Here is a 17,083-nt window from a genome sequence, read left to right on the forward strand (position 1 = left end):
CTCCTCCTTACTGCTGTAATAGCTTATAATAGTAACCTTTGGCTACCATTAATTCTTCATGTGTGCCTGTTTCTACAATTTCGCCTTGATTCATAACAAAGATATAATCCATGTCTTTCATCCAGTGAAGTCGATGTGTCGCAAGGAAAACAAGCTTATCGCTAAATAGTGGCAGCATCGTTTCCTTTAATTCAAATTCAGTTTCGATATCTAAATGGGAAGTAGGTTCATCTAACAGCATGATTTTTCGATTCGTTAAAAACGCTCTAGCTAAAGCAATTCTTTGTTCCTGTCCACCACTTAAATTCCTTCCCCCATCGCCTAGCACTTCATCTAGACCATTAGGGAAGGTTGTGAAAATATCATATAAACCAGTTGCTTTTAATGCTTGGATAATTTCTTCATCTGTAGCTTCTGGATGGTAAAAAGCAATATTCTCCCGTAATGTCATGCTAAAGATATAAGGAGATTGTGGGATATACGTAGTAAGCTGTCTCCATTCATCTGCCATTAGACTAGGAATAGCATCGCCATTTAAAGAAATGGTCCCATTACAATGGTTTGAAAATCCGCTTAGCAGATCAATAAGAGTAGACTTACCAGCACCACTTTCACCGACAATGCCAATTTTTTTATATCCATCAATCATAAATGAGAGATTTTTTAAAGTTACTGCTTCCTCTGGACGGTGTCGAAATGCAACGTTATGAAAGGCAAGGGATGGTTTGTCACCTAGAGAAATGGATGGACCAGTTCCTTGTTCAGGTGTTGGAATTTGAATGATTTGTTGAATTGCTTCCCCAGCTTCCTTTCCGTCTAATGTTGCATGAAAATCTGCTCCAACCATCCGCACGGGTAGAAAGAATTCTGGTGCCAAAATAAGAATCATTAAGGCGGGCAATAACACTAATTCACCATTTATTAAGCGCAAACCTAAATTAACAGCAACAACTGCAACAGAAAGGGACGTAAAGAAGTCTAAGGAAAAAGAGGATAAAAACGCTAATCGCAATGTTTTCATCGTTGCTCCCCGATATTGTTCACTAACCTTTTCGATTTTTTCACTGTGCTGTCTGCTTCTTCCTAAAAATTTAAGTGTTTCTAACCCTCTTAATGAGTCTAAGAAATGATTGGATAGGACTTTGTATGTTGCTAGTTGGCGATCCATTTGACTGCTAGCTGCCATGCCAACAAGTATTAAAAAAACGATTAAAATCGGCATTGTAACTGTTAGGATTACACCTGAGAGCCAGTCATTCCAATATACAAATAGAATAATCATGCCAGGAATAACCCCTGTAGCAAGCATTCTTGGTAAGAAAAGTTCCAAGTAGGTTCTATATTGAGTTACGCCTTCAAGGACAAGGGTCGCAATGTTCCCGCTGCCTTGTTTTTTTGTGTATTTTGGCCCAAGCTCGAATAGTTTTTGCATTAAATGAAAACGTAGCTCCTTGCTTGTTTTTTTAGCAAACGATGTCGCGATATTTTGTTGAACCGTGTGCAAGAAGTGTCTGCCTAAAAAAGCTAATAAGAACAATATGATTTTTACATACTGCTCTTGAAAGGTGTTTCCGTTATATAAAGAGGCTATTATTTCTGCAAGCCATTTGGCCTGCAGAATAATAGCAGCTCCTTCTACAATTGTTAATATTCCAATAAGAACAAGAATCGGCTTGATTCCATTAAGTTTTAATAGATTTTTATCCATTAGTATTCTAAATGGGACTTTTCAGTAATACGTTTCCGGAATACAATATAGCTCCAAATCTGATAGCCTAAAACAAAAGGCAGAAGAGTTAAAGCCACAATCGTCATTACTTTTAAAGAGTAGTTACCGGAAGCTGCGTTTTGAATCGTTAAGCTAAAAGCATCACTTATCGAACTAACCATTACTCTAGGAAATAAGCCGATGAAAATAGAGGCAAAGGATAAAGTGATAACTGCACCAGTCATTCCGAAAGCCCAGCCGTCCATTTTTCGAGAAATAAAGAATCCACCAACTACAAAGGCAATAACCCCTAAAGAGAAGATAAAGGAAAGGATTAAGCCACGTTCTTCGAAAATATCTGTTTTGATATACGTTAGGGCAGAAAACAATGTTAATAAGATACCTAGTAAAGGTAAAAGTTTTTGTGCTAAGTTACGTGCTCTTTCTTGTAAATCACCAACAGTTCGTAATGTGGTAAATACTAATCCATGTACAAGGCATAGGACAAGGACAGTAAGACCGCCTGTTAATGTATAGTAGTTTACAACATCAAAGAAGCCTGCTTTTAATTCCATATTTTGATCAATTGGCAAACCTTGCATGAAACAAGCAAATACCACTCCAAATAATAATGGAGGAAGGAAACTACCTAAGAAAATACAAACATCCCAGGTTTTTTTCCATGTTGGATGGCTATCTTTTGCACGGAATTCGAACCCTGTGGCCCGAACAATCAGTGCTAATAAAACAACTACAAGTGGTGTATAAAATCCACTGAACATTGTAGCATACCAATGAGGGAAGGCTGCAAACATGGCACCTCCTGCAGTAATTAACCACACTTCATTAGCGTCCCAATAAGGACCAATCGAATTAATGAGAATCCGTTTTTCTACATCGTTTTTTGCTAATAGTTTTGTTGACATTCCGACACCAAAATCAAACCCCTCTAAAAAGAAGAATCCGATAAATAAAACCGCGACTAAAATAAACCAAAGGACATTTAACTCAAGCATGGAAACCCTCCTTCGCAAACGGGTCATTCGTAACTTTTGCATCTTCTTTTTCCATCATGTATGGCCCTTTTTTAATAACTTTTACATATAGATAAACCATGATTGCACCTAATACAGCATAGATCGTACAGAATGCAATAATAGAGAATAATACTTGACCTGCTGAAACACTTGGAGAAATACTATCTTCTGTTGTCATTAATCCGAAAACAGTCCACGGCTGTCTGCCAATCTCCGTCATAATCCATCCGGAAGTATTTGCAATAAAAGGAAGAGATATCCCTGCAACCATCAAACGGTAGAACCATTTATTTGGCTTAGCCACTAATTTCTTTTTCCATGCTAAAAATACGCCATAGATGCCGAGGAGAATCATTGCTACTCCTGCTGCAACCATTATTCTAAAGCTCCAGAAAGTAGTTTTGACTGGAGGAATATAATTACCGTCCCCATATGCCTGAACATACTCTGCTTGAAGCTCATTCATCCCTTTCACACTTCCATCTAATGTGTTATAAGAAAGAATGCTCAATAGATAAGGAATCTTTAGTTCGGCACTATTTTCTTTATTTTCTACATCGATATTGGCAAAAACAGTCCAAGGTGCTGGATCTTCACTGTTCTCCCATAATCCTTCACTAGCAGCCATTTTCATTGGTTGTGTTTCTACTAAAAATTGTGCTTGAGCATGCCCTGCAACAAGTGTTAAGAATGTAGAAGTTAAGGCGACTGTAATACCGATTTGAAAGGATTTCTTAAAGAAATCTACATCTTTTTTTCCTAATAATTTAATCGCACTAATTCCACATACTAAGAATGCCCCTGTAGCTAATGCGGCAAATACGGTATGAGGGAATTCGACAAGAACCTGGCCGTTTGTAATAAGTGCGAAGAAGTCATTCATTTCTGCTCGACCATTATTAATCTCAAAACCAACTGGCCGTTGCATAAAACTATTTGCTACTAGAATCCAGAAGGCAGAAATAGTTGTTCCAAATGCAGTTAACCAAATACATGCCAAATGTACTTTTTTCGATAAGCGATCCCAACCGAATATCCATAATCCGATAAAGGTACTTTCCATAAAGAATGCAAGTAATGCTTCAATTGCAAGTGGTGCACCGAAAACATCACCAACAAAACGAGAGTAATTAGACCAGTTCATTCCAAACTGAAATTCTTGAAGAATTCCTGTAACAATTCCGATAACAAAGTTGATTAAAAATAATTTGCCCCAAAATTTAGCCATTTTCTTGTATTCTTCATTTCCTGTCTTCACATAAAAAGATTCCATGATTGCGATAATAAATACTAAACCGATTGAAATAGGAACAAAAAGAAAGTGGAAAATGGTCGTTGAAGCAAATTGCAAACGTGATAGAAAAATCATATCCAAGGATTTCTCCTCCTTTTTTTGGTTTTTTGAATAAAATTGTGAATCTTATTGTGCGCAAAAGCGATAAAAATCATTGCATAAGATGAATAGGAATAAGCTGCATGCTAAATAGGAAGCTTGAATAACAGATAAAATTGTTATTTTCTTGATGATCATCCTATGTAATTAGATGATGAAAAACGTCGATAAACATTGTTGTGAAAGGTTTTAACAGGTTTCTTTTTCCGATCGTCCCCTTTAGGTGAATGATAGATATATCATAATGAAATTTTGATTGTTTGCGGTAAACTTCACTCATTGTTTGAAAAATGTTCACATATTCGTTCACAGAAATGACAAAAACGAGAGTGGGTTTAGTAGGAATGGTAAGGAGGGAAGGAAAACAGAGAGGCTAGTTGGTTGGTAAATAAGGAGAATGGTGAAAGAGTAGCGGTGGCGAGAAAAGTGGTGGGAGTTTGCGAGTAAGTTGTGAAGTTGCAAGGAAAGCTGTGGAAATGGCAAGGAAAGATGTGGAAGTGGCAAGAAAAGTTGTAGAAGTTGCAAGAAAAGATGTGGAAGTTGCAAGAAAAGATGTGGAAGTGGCAAGTAAAGATGCGGAAGTCGCAAGTAAAGTTGCAGAAGTTGCAAGTAAGTTAAGAAAGTCGCAAGTAAAAATGCGAAAGTTGCAAGTAAAAATGCAGAAGTTGCAAGAAAAGCCGCAGAATCCGCAAAATAATTTACAAAAAGACAAGCGACTCTTAAAGTTCTCTTCCTTTTGTTGCTTGTTCTTTCATGATATGATGATACAGGAGTATGAGAATTCGAAAATAATTAAGATGAATAAAAGATTTGAGGGTGTTTAGATGATTAGATGCATAGCGATTGATATGGATGGTACGTTATTAACATCCACGCAAGAAATTACAGAAGAAAATCGAGAAGCAATTAAAGATGCACAAGCTAAGGGTGTAGAAGTAGTAATTGCTACTGGCCGTGCGTATGAAGAAGCTGGAGATCTTTTAAAGGATGCTGGAATTATCACACCGATGATTTGTGCAAATGGGGCAGAAATAAGAACAAATGAGCATGTCATCGTTGATACGAACCCATTAAGTAAAGGTCTAGCGAGACAAATTGCGGAACTTTTACATAAACATCAAGTATATTATGAGGTTTACACCAATAGAGGTACGTATACAGTAGATAAAACAGTAGCCAGATCCCTTATTATGGATATCTTTACTGTGAGTGGCCATGTTAAGGATATGGAAGAGATAAAAAGAGCGGCTGAAGAACGATTAGCGGTTATTCACCAATTAGATAGCTATGAAGAATTATTTGAAGATGATGACCAAATTATTTATAAATTATTAGCCTTCCATTTTGATCCAATCGTTTTAGGCAATGTTAGAGAAGAGTTGACTAAGCTTGTAGGGGTAGCAATAAGTGCTTCTGGTAAGGAGAACTTAGAAATTACTTCTGTTCATGCACAAAAAGGAGTGGCCCTAGAGAAGTTTGTGAACGCTCGTAATATTTCTCTTTCAAACACGATGGCAATTGGGGATAATTATAATGATGTTTCCATGTTTCAAAAAGCAGGCAGAGCAGTAGCAATGGGTAATGCAGTGGAAGATATTCAACGTCAATGCCATTTTGTGACAGGAACAAATGAAGAAAGTGGCGTAGCTCAAGCGATTAGAAAAGCATTAGAGGTATAAGAGGCAGCAAATTTTTTGCTCGCATTAAAAAATGGTGGATGAACTTAGTATTAATGAGTTCATCCACCGTTTTTTTTATAAGAATGGCCTATTCACGAGGTTTTAATCCAAAAAGAATAAACTGAATGGTTCGTTCGATTTCCTCTTCGTCATCCCACTGTATATCGGGAAGGAGGATATGGCGAGCGATAAAGTAACCAATAATCGAAGTAACTGTTAGACGAACAGAGCTAAAAGAAGGAATAGAAATAATCTCTCCCTTTTCTTTATAGGATTCCATGATTTCTTGAAAACGACCAAAGATTTTCACGGCAATCTGATTTTTAAATGTTTCACGGAGATCATCATGAAAGGGGATTTCTTGTATTAAAATTTTAAATAATGTATTATTTTTTTGCAGAAATTCCATTCTATTTTTTACAATTGCGCGTAGAAAATCTTCAAAGTTATGATGAGAAACATTTAACACTTTGTCAAAATCTTTAATCACTCTTGGTGCAATCAATGTGCTTAATAGTGGAGAGAGAAGCGTTAGCAGTAAATCTTTTTTCGTTTTGTAGTGACGGAAAATCGTCCCTTCTGCCACACCTGCCATTTTTGCAATTTCACTAGTAGAGGTGGCTGCATAACCTTTCTCAGAAAACGCATCAATGGCAGCTATCAATATTTTTTTCTGCTTATCTGTTATCGATTGTTCTTCTTTTAAAATAATCTCTAATATATTCTCGCTATTATTCATAGGAAACTCCTTTATCCATACAATCTACTCTAATTATATAAGATAGTGAAGGGAAAATGTAATAACTTAGATACTGCGATATTTTTTCAAAGCAAAGATATTAATAATCATCAAGACAATGGAATAGCCAAGCAATATAACGAGATATCCTACTATTTCCATAAACCCGTTGCCACGAATCATTACTTCTCGCAGGGCATCTGCTGCATAATATAGAGGAGTTAAGTAAGAAATCCAACTAATAGCAGAAGATATCGTATCTAAGTTAAATAATCCAGAAAAGAATACTTGTGGTACAACGACAATAGGAATAAATTGAATCATTTGTAATTCATTATTGGCAAAGGACGATAGGAGAATTCCTAATGTAAGTGCTACTAATGCCAGCAGTAATGTAATTAATAATACATATAAAATGGAACCAGCGTTTGACATATGAAGTACATAAACCGAATAAAGGACGATGATTCCTGATTGCACCATTGTGAATAAACCAAAGCCAATGATATAAGAGAGAACAAGCTCCCATCTTCTAATAGGGCTCGAAAGCAATCGTTCTAATGTACCCGTTGTTCTTTCTCTTAAAAAGGATACACCGGCTACTAGAAAAACAAAGAAGAATGCAAAAAATCCAAGTAAAATAGGACCGAATGCATCAAATTGTTTCATATCAATAGAGCCGTAAAGTGCGTCTACATCAATTGCTGCTTCATTAGGAGATAGACTTTGCATGGCTCCCTGTATCTTTGCTGTGGTTGCTTTGCTAATGGAGGGATCGCTTCCTTCTACCATTAATTTGGTCTTTCCATTTTCTACAGCGAAATAAGCATCGATGTCCCCAGCCTTTAACGAGGCTATTGCTGTTGCTTCCGATTTATAGATGGAGGTTCGTAAATCTTCTTTTTCAAAGGCTGTACTTATAGGTTCAGGCACATTAATTAAGCCTATTTTTGTTTCATAGTCATCCCCATTAAATACTAGATTTACTAAAGTTAATATGAGAATAGGAGCTAAAATCATCAATGCAAGGGTTCGTTTGTCACGGTAGAACTGTTTTATAATGCGCAATACTAGTGCATTAATTCTCATTTGCTAAACCTCCATAATATAAAAATGCTTCTTCCATCGTCTGTGCATTACAGTTACTCATCAAGTTGCTTGGAGTATCGATAGCAATAAGTTGACCATTTCTTATCATTCCTAGTCGATCGCATTTTTCTGCTTCATCCATAACATGTGTAGTTACAATAATCGACGTCCCATTCTCTTTAAGCTTGTTGAAGGTTTGCCAGATAGCTTTTCGGAGAATTGGATCAATCCCTACTGTAGGCTCATCTAAAATAAGAAGCTTTGGATTGTTTAACAGTGCAATACAAATAGATAACCTTCTTTTCATTCCCCCTGAATACTGGGATACAGGCTTGGAAAGATGTTCAGACAACTCTACTAAAATGGCAGTACTTTCGATTCTATTTTTCTTCTCTATTCCTTTTAATCCATATAATCTAGCAAAGAAATCAAGATTTTCTCTAGCGGTTAAATCTTGGTATAAAGCGTCAGCTTGTGCCATATATCCGATTTTTGACATTATGTTCAGATTTGGCATTTTTTCATCCAATACATGAATGGAACCATTATCAGGTAAATCTAAACCAATAATCTCTTTTATAAGTGTTGTTTTTCCAGCTCCGGAAGGACCGAGCAATCCTAAAATTTCGCCAGGATAAACTTGTAAGTCGATAGCATTTAAAATTCGTTTTTTTTCAAATGATTTGGAAAGATTTTTAACAGAAACAATGGATGGTACAATCATATAAAGACCACCTTTCTAAATTTGTGAGTGATTACTCACTTCACATATTACAATAGAAGAAGCAGTTTGTAAAGTGAGTAATCACTCATTTTCAATAAATATCTGCTTACATTCCATGGAACTTTTGAAATCAATTATTCAATTCCATATGGTATTCGCTATAATAGAAATAATTAAATTAAAAAAGAGAGATCCTATTGAGGTGGAAAAATGGCTGATTTTAATGCGAGTGTAATTATTTGTGAGCCCATTGAAGAAGTGTTTGCCTATTTTGCAGATATGGCAAATGCTCCAGAATATATGAATAAAGTGGAATCAACAGAGAAAAAAACAGATGAGCCGATAGGCGTCGGTACAAAATATACAGAAGTTAGAAATGTGCGGGGTAATAAGGTGTATGCAGAAATAGAATATTTATCTTATGAAAAAAATGTAAGGTTTACACGACGTAGTAGCTCGAATGGATTAACTATTGACTATGCATATCGTTTTTCAGAGATTCCTGAAGGTACTCAAGTAGAGTTTGCAGGAACCGTTCATGTTAAAGGGCTCAAAATGCGACTAATGAGAAGCTTTCTTGTGAAAATGGTGAAATCAGAAGATAGTGATCATGTCCAAAATGCAAAAGAAGTGTTAGAAGGGGTAGTAGAAAGTTTGTAATAGTGTGAAGAGCTGAGGCAAAAGGTTTTTAGAAAAGACTTTTTATTCAGCTTTTTTTTTAAAATAGGTTGACTTAAAGAAGGGAAATGGGTATTATAAAATTAAGTTGTGCACAATTTAATTTTATAATTTTTAACCATAAGTTATAAAAATGTTACTCTCTATGCTAATGAGAAGAAATCATATAGCGAATAGGAGTAAAAAATTTTAATTATTTTAGTTGTGCACAATTTAATTTTAGAAAATTATAAGGAGCAGATAATCATGAAAAACAAACATCAAATTATATTAGAACCAGCGGCTAAAAAGTTTACAGAAGATACGGCTAACTCTCCATATTTATTCGATTTGGAGCCAGAACAAGGAAGAGTCGCAGTAGATGAAGTACAATCTGGAGAGATAGAAAAATTACCTGTGGAAGTAAAGGAATTGTTTATTGAGGGTGGACCAACGAATCAAGTTTCCATTAAAATTGTCCGTCCAGAGCATACATCTGCAGTTAAACTACCAGTTATTTTATATACACATGGTGCAGGATGGGTATTTGGAAATGCCCATACACATGATCGTTTAATTCGTGAACTAGCGGTTGGGTCAAATGCAGCGGTTGTATTTACAAATTACAGCCTATCTCCTGAAGCGAGATATCCGATTGCAATAGAAGAAGTATTTACAGTATTGGAATGGATTGCAGAAAAAGGAGCAGACTATTACTTTGATACAAATAATATTTTTGTCGCAGGTGATAGTGTCGGAGGGAATATGTCTGCGGCAATCACGTTAATGGCAAAAGAACGTAAAGGTCCCGTTATAAAAAAGCAATTGTTATTTTATCCTGTAACAGATGCATCTTTTGAAACAGAATCCTATCAACAGTTTGCAGAAGGTTTCTTTTTAAGAAAAGATGGAATGCAATGGTTTTGGGACCAATACACTACAAACGAAGAAGAAAGAGCGGAAATTACAGCATCCCCTTTACGAGCAACAAAAGAGCAATTAAGTGGTCTGCCAAAGGCTTTAATCATTACAGCAGAAGCAGATGTATTAAGAGATGAAGGGGAAGCCTATGCCAATAAGCTTCGTGAGGCAGGAGTAGATGTAACAGCTGCTCGCTTTGGTGGAATCATTCATGACTTTGTGATGCTCCATGCATTAGCTCATACAGAAGCAGCGAAAGGAGCTCTAATGCTTGCTAATGCTTGGCTAAAGGCATAACAATGAAATATAGTAAAAAAGCAAGCACAGAATAATTTTCCGTGCTTGCTTTTTTCATATTAAAATTTATAGGTCCAATATCTCTCGGTATATAATCGAGTTAAAACATCAGCTTCTTGATTATTTAGCCCTTCTTGAAGAGTGGCTGCATATTGTTGTGTTTGGGAAAGATGGGCAGCAATGGTTGCGACCTTCTGCTCTGCAAAATTTTGAACATCGATTTCAATATCCGGTTGTCCTAGGTCTTCTTCACAGTTTTTGGAAAAGGCTACACAATAAAGTGTTGGTCGTTTAGATGCTTCTCTTTTTTCAATTGCTTTTACAACAGCTGCTCCTGTAGCATCATGATCAGGGTGAACAGAATATCCTGGATAGAAGGTGATTACTAAAGAAGGATCTAATTCATCTAGTAACGCGGTAAATTCATTGACTAGAACTTCCTCCTTTAAGAATTCGATCGTTTTATCTCGATACCCTAGCATACGAAGGTCCTCTAAGCCCATTGATCGGGCAGCTTCCTGTAATTCATTTTTGCGAATTTCTGGCAAGGATTCTCTTGTGGCAAATGGCGGATTTCCTAAATTTCTTCCCATTTGCCCTAGTGTTAAGCAAGCATAAGTAACTGGAACACCTTCGTGTATAAATTTAGAAATCGTTCCGGATACACCAAATGCCTCATCATCTGGATGGGGGAAAATAACTAATACTTGTCTTTCTGTCTCCATTATATAATCCTCCTTTCGTAGAATGGTAAAAACTACACACTCGTTCTATTGATTATTCAAAGGGTGTTTCACTTATTTCTAGTGCTACTGCTAATTTCCCCGTAAAATCTAAGCCTGCTAATAACAATCTATTTTTATCATCTACTTCATAATGGGTAATACCTTCAGCATAAACCCAGCCAATAGCGGTTTTTAAGCCAATTCGATAAGGGCCGTTACCTGTAATCTTGCCGTATTCATAGGATAGCTTTGCATTACGGATATAAGCACCAGAGTTAAAGAAGGTTTCATCATTATGATTTGCATAGGCACCATTTGTCGTTTCTAAGTGAATATATATTTCTTTTTCGCTTAAACGATCGATTACTTTTTGTACTTTTTCGATTTGTACAAATTCCAAAAAACATCCCTCCTTTTTACTAGTTTATGGATTGGACAAAAAGTGGTTAGGCATTCTCTCGTTTTTACTAGCAATTATTTATCTATTAAAAAGGAGATATGCCATACATTCATTGTTTTAGAGGCTCTTACTTCACGCTAAGTTTTTCTTTTTCATTACGATATGCTCCGTGCATAGTTGGTCCCACATACTCATTTAATTTAAAACCATTGCGGATAGCTGCAGTAATAAAGTCTTTTGCTGTCTGAACAGCTTCTCCTACTGAAGCTCCTTTTGCTAGTTCAGCCGTAATAGCCGCAGAGTTTGTGCAACCTGCTCCATGTGTATACGTAGTATCAATTAGTTCGCTTTCAAAAATCGTAAATTCTTTTCCATCATATAGAAGGTCAATCGCTTTTTCATGTCCTAATTTGCTTCCACCTTTAATTAGAACATATTTTGGTCCAAGTGCATGGATTTTTACAGCAGCCTCTTTTAAATCTTCCACTGTTTTAATTGGTTTATCTGTTTGAGCAAGCTGCCATGCTTCAAAAAGGTTAGGTGTTACGATAGTTGCTCTTGGTACAAGCAGTTCACGAAGGGCATCTGCCGTTTCTGGATGAAGTACTTCATCTTCCCCTTTACAAATCATAACTGGGTCGATGACAACGTTTTTAATATCATTCTCATCAATTAGCTTTGCAGCAGCTTCGATGATTTCAACAGATCCAAGCATTCCTGTTTTCATGGCATCAATTCCAACAGATAACACGGTCTCTAATTGCGATTTAACTGTATTGATATCTTGAGGAAAAACATTATGATGCCAATGGTTCTTTGGATCCATTGTAACAATCGTTGTTAAGGCAGTCATCCCATAAACACCGAGTTCTTGAAATGTTTTTAAATCTGCTTGAATACCTGCACCACCGCTTGTGTCAGATCCTGCTAAAGTTAATACTTTCTTCATTTGTTATGCCTCCTATGTAATTGCCATTTTTAAGTGAAAAGTAATTTTGTTTGATTGAATAATTGTAGACCATTTTAATGAAGGTTACAACTTTTCCGTCTTCTTTCTTAGTTTGGTTTACAGAACCTTTTTGCATACCATTCACGAAAATTGTGTAAGAGGAGAGAATAGTGAGAGAATTCTGTCTACATTTATGGTAATCTATATATATACTTGATGATAGTTCGATAAGAAAAGAGTAAAACGGATGCAGGAAGAAAGGAATCTATATGAGTTTTGAAATAATAGATCATCCAATTAATATACAAAATGTTATGGATAAAGTAATAAGAAGAAATGCAGGTGCTGTGACTACTTTTATTGGTACAGTGAGAGAAATGACCGCAGGAAAGAAAACACTCTATTTATCATATGAAGCATATATTCCAATGGCAATAAAAAAAATGGAACTAATCGGCGAGGAGGTCAAGGAAAAGTGGGGCGATATTGAAATTGCGATATCACATCGAGTAGGGAAGCTTGAGATTAGTGATGTGGCAGTAGTTATTGCTGTTTCAACCCCTCATCGCAAGGATGCCTATGAAGCAAATCAATATGCAATAGAAAGGATAAAAGAGATTGTTCCAATTTGGAAAAAAGAGCATTGGGAAACTGGTGAAGAATGGATTGGAAATCAAAAGGGTACCAAAATGTATGTAAATGGCAAGCCAAGTGAGGAGGATTTTGGATGATAACATTGCTTTTTTTTGCAGGAGTGAAAGAAACGATAGGTAGTGAAACGTTAAAATTAGAGGGGGAGCAACAGACGATAGCCGAAATTAAAGAACACTTACAACATACTTATCCTACTCTATCTCTTCAAGGAGTAATGGTTGCAATTAATGAAGAATTTGCAATGGATGAGGATATCGTTAAGGAAAACGATAGAGTAGCATTTATACCACCTGTTAGTGGAGGGTAAAGGAAGGAGAAGAGCGAAGTGGAGCAAAGTAGGTATTCCCGGCAGATGTTATTCAACTCTATTGGAGTAGAAGGACAGAAAGTAATAGGAGAGAAGCATGTCTTCATAGTAGGGGCAGGCGCCTTAGGTTCGTCTCTTGCAGAGATGCTATGCAGAAGTGGGGTTGGGAGTCTTACCATTATAGATAGAGATTATGTGGAAAAAAGCAATCTACAGCGCCAGCAATTATATACAGAAGAAGATGCGAAGGAACGAATGCCGAAAGCTATTGCTGCTGAAAGAAGATTAAAGGAAATTAATCGGGAATGCAATGTTCAAGGAATTGTTGGGGAAGCGACAGTCGAGTTATTAGAACATCTAGCTAAAAATGTGGATTTAATAATAGATGCAACAGATAATATGGAAATTAGAATGATCCTAAATGATTTAGCTGTAAAGCATGGTATTCCATGGATATATGGCGCATGTGTGGGAAGTTCAGGAATGAGCTACACGATTATACCAGGAGAGACCCCTTGTTTACATTGTCTATTACAATCAATGCCTATGACCGGGATGACTTGTGATAGGGTAGGAATCATTGCTCCAGCTGTTCAACTGGTGGTTTCTCATCAGGTAACCGAAGCGCTAAAGCTGTTGATTGGGGACATTGTCTCATTACGTGGAACTTTTTTGACATTCGATTTATGGAAAAATGACTACCAAAACATAAAAGTTAGTCGTGCAAAGAGAGTAGATTGTCCTACATGTGGAGATAATCGGACCTATCCTTTTTTGGAAAAAGAAAACCAAACGAAGGTAGCTGTGTTGTGCGGAAGAGAAACCGTGCAAATTCGTCCAGTCATTCCTAAGGATATTCCTTTTCAACAACTTGCAGAAAGTTTTCAAAAGAAAGGATATGCAGTAAAACAAAATCCATTTCTATTGTCCGTTCAGCTAGAAAGAAACAGAGTTGTGTTTTTCCGAGACGGAAGAGCCCTGATACATGAAACAAATGATAGCATATATGCAAAAACACTATACGATCAATTACTCGGTTAGATAGAAAAAGAGGCTGGGACATAAACATTTCAGCTACAATAAATACGAACGATTATGCGGTAAGTTTACATGATCGTTCGTATTTTGTATTTTAGAAAAAGGTTTAAAAATGAAGTGAAATGGAGCGGAGGACGGTCGACTCCTGCGGGAAATAGAGGAAAGGCTGAGACCCCGCAGCGCGAGGGCACTGAAAAAGTCTAGTTCTCCAAATAAAATGAGGTTTTATTTATTTGAAAGCGAATAATAAGTTGGTTTGGAGAGGTGTCCGCTTGACTCCTATGGGAGCAGCGAGAAAGTCCGAGACCCTGCAGGAGCGTAGCGACGAAGCGGCTCGGCGCTCGCCCCATGGAAAGCAAGTGGTCACCTCGGAAAACAATTTACACATCTAAGTTTAAAAGGCGGTTACGACCAAGCATCAATAGCTATCAGTTTTTCAGTGGTCTCCGCAGCGCAGCGAGGAGGCTCAGCTTCCTCCCCGGCGCATCGACCGTCTGTAGCGCAATGGAACGACTTAGTTTTTACACTTGAATATATTTAAAACCATAAATAACTAATATGAAAAAGTAGCTTTATTTAAGAGCTAAATTAGAGATTGTTCGTCTTTAAAGATTAGTTATTTAGATTTGTCCCAGCCTCTTTTTCTTATTGTTCGAGCGAACCAACAATAACTAACTTACCTGTATCCAAAACTTCCTCGTATTTAGATGCTTCTGCTTCAGTTAAGCCGACTGATTGCATTTTAGAACGCAATTCGTCTCCTCTTTTTCGGAAAACATTGCTGATAGAATCAAGTAATCCTTGTTCCTTCATGGATACATTTCCTGTTTCTGTCGCATTTGATAAATCTTCTGATCGGTCTTTATCATGTGCGAAAATATAAATATTTTCCTTTTTATAGCCTTGGTTTTCTAACGAATTAATAATATTACTTGCTTGTACACCATTTTCTACTACTTCAACTTTATACATAATGATAACCTCCTATTATAATAGTGGAATTTATCTATGTATTTTATATAGCCTTCTATAAACAAGATGAAACACCTAATCTATTGGTAATATTTTCATCTTTCGACATTTGGGAAATTGTACATAGATAAATATCCCCACAATCGACAAATTTCCTTATATAATAAAAGAAGAGATTAATAGAAACAGGAGGGGTCGAATGGTAAGCAAAAGAGAAAAAGAACAAATTAATCGAGAACTACGAGCAGGAAAAAAGGAGCAAGCAAGTGCAACAATGGAGATAAATAACAGAAGGGGGATTCGTTTTCCCTCATTTGGTTTATATAAAGTAAAGAGAAGGCTAAATAAAAAAATCATGCTTTTTTTAAGTATTTTAATCATACTTTTAATAGTTGGGATAGTTGGATTGTGGAAAATTGCTTTTCCGAAAGAGCCTGTTGTAAAAACAGGAGCGTATTTAGAACAGATGAAAGATTTATCGACATTAGCCACTTCTCAAGCCTTTGTAAAAACGATCTTAGAAAAAGAAGATAATGAGATTTTTGGAAAAGAGATTGAGACAAATATTCCTGGAACAAAAAGAAAGATATTGTTAGTTGTACCGGGAACACTTACAGCAGGAGTCGATTTATCAAAATTAACGGAAGACCAACTTAAAATCAACGAAGAAGAAAAATCGATCACCATTTTATTACCTAAAGCAGCTTTTCTTCAAGATCCTGCTATTAATTTTGATGAAGTAGAGACTTATTCTGTTTCTGGAATTTTTAGAGGAGATGTGGAATGGGAAGAAGCCTATAGTTTAATGGATGAAGCAAAGGAAGTCATGAAGGAAGAAGCAATAGACCAAGGTATTTTAGTGAAAGCGGAGGAAAATGCTGAAAAAATATTGAAGGAATTCTATGGAAGACTAGATTATTCTGTTCAAGTAAGCTTTGAAGGGGAATAAAGGAGGGAGACGGGATGGCTACATCCTGGGAACAGCTATTAGAAAAGGAGCGCCAAAAGGATTACTTTATCCAATTAGAAGCATTCTTAGAAAAGGAATATAGTGAATTCACTATTTATCCAAAAAAGGAAGACATCTTTAATAGTTTATCATACACAACTTATGAAAAGGTGAAAGTAGTCATTTTAGGACAGGATCCTTATCACGGTCCAAATCAGGCACATGGATTAAGCTTTTCTGTTAAGCCAGAAGTGAAAATACCGCCATCCTTAAAAAATATTTATAAGGAGCTATATCATGATTTGGGCTGTCCGATTCCAAATCATGGCTATTTAAAAAGCTGGGCCGAGCAAGGGGTACTATTGCTAAATACGGTTTTAACGGTTCGCACAGGTCAAGCTAATTCTCATCGTGGAAAAGGGTGGGAAAAATTTACAGATCAAGTGATACACATGTTGAATGAGAGAGAGGAGCCAGTCATTTTCGTGTTATGGGGTAATCCAGCTCAAAAAAAACTTGCTCTCATCAACCAAGAAAAGCATGGCATTATCTTATCAACACATCCAAGTCCCCTTTCAGCCCATCGAGGGTTTTTAGGAAGCAGGCCGTTTTCTACCATTAATAGAATGCTTGAAAATAGAGGGAAGACTCCTATTAATTGGTGCATAGATGATTTTTTAGTAAAAGAATAATATAATAAAGGAAATATATAGGCTGTGGATTATAGCACTAGCTTTCAAAAAAAGCTAAAAAAGCCCAAACAAAGAAAGTATGCGGATTTTTGTTGGCTACTTCGTTTTCTGGTTTATTTTAAAGCTGGGATACTTATGTCCCAGCTTCTGCTT

At 36.5% G+C, this 17,083-nt stretch carries 19 protein-coding genes; 9 read left to right on the forward strand and 10 right to left on the reverse strand.

Annotation, left to right across the window (positions count from 1 at the left end; all coding sequences use genetic code 11):
* Window positions 1–7 precede the first annotated feature (7 nt).
* Genes cydD through ACTQ5K_RS12080 form a run of 3 tightly spaced genes read right to left on the reverse strand, consistent with a single transcriptional unit; the run spans window position 8 to window position 4,114 of the window.
* Window positions 8–1,708 carry a thiol reductant ABC exporter subunit CydD gene (gene cydD, locus ACTQ5K_RS12070; RefSeq protein WP_048717405.1) on the reverse strand — a complete coding sequence of 567 codons (1,701 nt, stop codon included), beginning with the start codon at window positions 1,706–1,708 and terminating at the stop codon, window positions 8–10.
* Window positions 1,708–2,724, reverse strand: coding sequence for a cytochrome d ubiquinol oxidase subunit II (gene cydB, locus ACTQ5K_RS12075; protein WP_031537709.1), 1,017 nt, complete (start codon window positions 2,722–2,724; stop codon window positions 1,708–1,710). The genes cydD and cydB overlap by 1 nt, the downstream gene beginning before the upstream one ends.
* A complete protein-coding gene (locus ACTQ5K_RS12080) occupies window positions 2,717–4,114 on the reverse strand; it encodes a cytochrome ubiquinol oxidase subunit I (protein ID WP_396953887.1) in 1,398 nt (465 codons plus the stop codon). The genes cydB and ACTQ5K_RS12080 overlap by 8 nt, the downstream gene beginning before the upstream one ends.
* A 500-nt stretch (window positions 4,115–4,614) precedes the next feature.
* Between ACTQ5K_RS12080 and ACTQ5K_RS12085 the strand changes: the two genes are divergently transcribed.
* Together ACTQ5K_RS12085 and ACTQ5K_RS12090 are read left to right on the forward strand one after the other, a co-directional pair.
* Window positions 4,615–4,962 (forward strand): hypothetical protein, encoded by a 348-nt coding sequence (locus tag ACTQ5K_RS12085; protein ID WP_441993961.1) that lies wholly within the window; start codon window positions 4,615–4,617, stop codon window positions 4,960–4,962.
* Window positions 4,963–5,817, forward strand: a complete 855-nt coding sequence (locus ACTQ5K_RS12090) for a Cof-type HAD-IIB family hydrolase (RefSeq protein WP_031540208.1) — start codon at window positions 4,963–4,965, stop codon at window positions 5,815–5,817. It begins immediately after the preceding gene.
* 88 nt (window positions 5,818–5,905) lie between these two features.
* On the opposite strand, the gene ACTQ5K_RS12095 is transcribed toward ACTQ5K_RS12090, so the two are convergent.
* The 3 genes from ACTQ5K_RS12095 to ACTQ5K_RS12105 form a co-directional block, all read right to left on the reverse strand.
* Window positions 5,906–6,556, reverse strand: coding sequence for a TetR/AcrR family transcriptional regulator (locus ACTQ5K_RS12095; RefSeq protein ID WP_048717713.1), 651 nt, complete (start codon window positions 6,554–6,556; stop codon window positions 5,906–5,908).
* A 66-nt stretch (window positions 6,557–6,622) separates the two neighbouring features.
* Window positions 6,623–7,645 carry an ABC transporter permease gene (locus tag ACTQ5K_RS12100; RefSeq protein WP_031540210.1) on the reverse strand — a complete coding sequence of 341 codons (1,023 nt, stop codon included), beginning with the start codon at window positions 7,643–7,645 and terminating at the stop codon, window positions 6,623–6,625.
* Complete coding sequence (locus tag ACTQ5K_RS12105) at window positions 7,635–8,369, reverse strand: ABC transporter ATP-binding protein (protein ID WP_031540211.1); 735 nt, start codon at window positions 8,367–8,369, stop codon at window positions 7,635–7,637. Before ACTQ5K_RS12105 ends, ACTQ5K_RS12100 begins: the two co-directional genes overlap by 11 nt.
* A gap of 210 nt (window positions 8,370–8,579) precedes the next feature.
* Between ACTQ5K_RS12105 and ACTQ5K_RS12110 the strand changes: the two genes are divergently transcribed.
* Together ACTQ5K_RS12110 and ACTQ5K_RS12115 are read left to right on the forward strand one after the other, a co-directional pair.
* Window positions 8,580–9,029 (forward strand): SRPBCC family protein, encoded by a 450-nt coding sequence (locus tag ACTQ5K_RS12110; RefSeq protein ID WP_031540212.1) that lies wholly within the window; start codon window positions 8,580–8,582, stop codon window positions 9,027–9,029.
* A 264-nt stretch (window positions 9,030–9,293) separates the two neighbouring features.
* Window positions 9,294–10,244: an alpha/beta hydrolase gene (locus tag ACTQ5K_RS12115; protein ID WP_441993962.1), complete on the forward strand. Its 951-nt coding sequence runs from the start codon at window positions 9,294–9,296 to the stop codon at window positions 10,242–10,244.
* Between the two features lie 59 nt (window positions 10,245–10,303).
* Here ACTQ5K_RS12115 and bshB2 read toward each other — a convergent pair whose 3' ends face one another.
* From bshB2 to pdxK, 3 genes are all read right to left on the reverse strand, one after another.
* On the reverse strand, window positions 10,304–10,969 hold the full coding sequence (gene bshB2, locus ACTQ5K_RS12120; protein WP_031540220.1) for a bacillithiol biosynthesis deacetylase BshB2: 666 nt from the start codon (window positions 10,967–10,969) through the stop codon (window positions 10,304–10,306).
* Between the two features lie 52 nt (window positions 10,970–11,021).
* Window positions 11,022–11,369 (reverse strand): YojF family protein, encoded by a 348-nt coding sequence (locus ACTQ5K_RS12125; RefSeq protein WP_031540221.1) that lies wholly within the window; start codon window positions 11,367–11,369, stop codon window positions 11,022–11,024.
* Window positions 11,370–11,496: 127 nt separating this feature from the next.
* A complete protein-coding gene (pdxK, locus tag ACTQ5K_RS12130; protein WP_031540222.1) occupies window positions 11,497–12,318 on the reverse strand; it encodes a pyridoxine/pyridoxal/pyridoxamine kinase in 822 nt (273 codons plus the stop codon).
* 269 nt (window positions 12,319–12,587) lie between these two features.
* Between pdxK and ACTQ5K_RS12135 the strand changes: the two genes are divergently transcribed.
* Genes ACTQ5K_RS12135 through ACTQ5K_RS12145 form a run of 3 tightly spaced genes read left to right on the forward strand, consistent with a single transcriptional unit; the run spans window position 12,588 to window position 14,320 of the window.
* Window positions 12,588–13,049 carry a molybdenum cofactor biosynthesis protein MoaE gene (locus ACTQ5K_RS12135; RefSeq protein ID WP_031540223.1) on the forward strand — a complete coding sequence of 154 codons (462 nt, stop codon included), beginning with the start codon at window positions 12,588–12,590 and terminating at the stop codon, window positions 13,047–13,049.
* Complete coding sequence (gene moaD, locus ACTQ5K_RS12140) at window positions 13,046–13,279, forward strand: molybdopterin converting factor subunit 1 (RefSeq protein WP_031540224.1); 234 nt, start codon at window positions 13,046–13,048, stop codon at window positions 13,277–13,279. Before ACTQ5K_RS12135 ends, moaD begins: the two co-directional genes overlap by 4 nt.
* An 18-nt stretch (window positions 13,280–13,297) precedes the next feature.
* On the forward strand, window positions 13,298–14,320 hold the full coding sequence (locus tag ACTQ5K_RS12145) for a MoeB/ThiF family adenylyltransferase (RefSeq protein WP_109769433.1): 1,023 nt from the start codon (window positions 13,298–13,300) through the stop codon (window positions 14,318–14,320).
* A gap of 642 nt (window positions 14,321–14,962) precedes the next feature.
* Here ACTQ5K_RS12145 and ACTQ5K_RS12150 read toward each other — a convergent pair.
* Complete coding sequence (locus ACTQ5K_RS12150; protein ID WP_031540142.1) at window positions 14,963–15,289, reverse strand: general stress protein; 327 nt, start codon at window positions 15,287–15,289, stop codon at window positions 14,963–14,965.
* Window positions 15,290–15,488: 199 nt separating this feature from the next.
* Between ACTQ5K_RS12150 and ACTQ5K_RS12155 the strand changes: the two genes are divergently transcribed.
* Both ACTQ5K_RS12155 and ACTQ5K_RS12160 read left to right on the forward strand, forming a co-directional pair.
* Window positions 15,489–16,238, forward strand: a complete 750-nt coding sequence (locus tag ACTQ5K_RS12155) for a DUF4230 domain-containing protein (RefSeq protein WP_441132283.1) — start codon at window positions 15,489–15,491, stop codon at window positions 16,236–16,238.
* 14 nt (window positions 16,239–16,252) lie between these two features.
* Window positions 16,253–16,930: a uracil-DNA glycosylase gene (locus ACTQ5K_RS12160; protein ID WP_251629982.1), complete on the forward strand. Its 678-nt coding sequence runs from the start codon at window positions 16,253–16,255 to the stop codon at window positions 16,928–16,930.
* Window positions 16,931–17,083 lie beyond the last annotated feature (153 nt).

The sequence above is a fragment of the Niallia sp. Sow4_A1 genome (assembly GCF_052116745.1).
In the GTDB taxonomy this organism is placed as follows: domain Bacteria; phylum Bacillota; class Bacilli; order Bacillales; family Cytobacillaceae; genus Niallia; species Niallia hominis.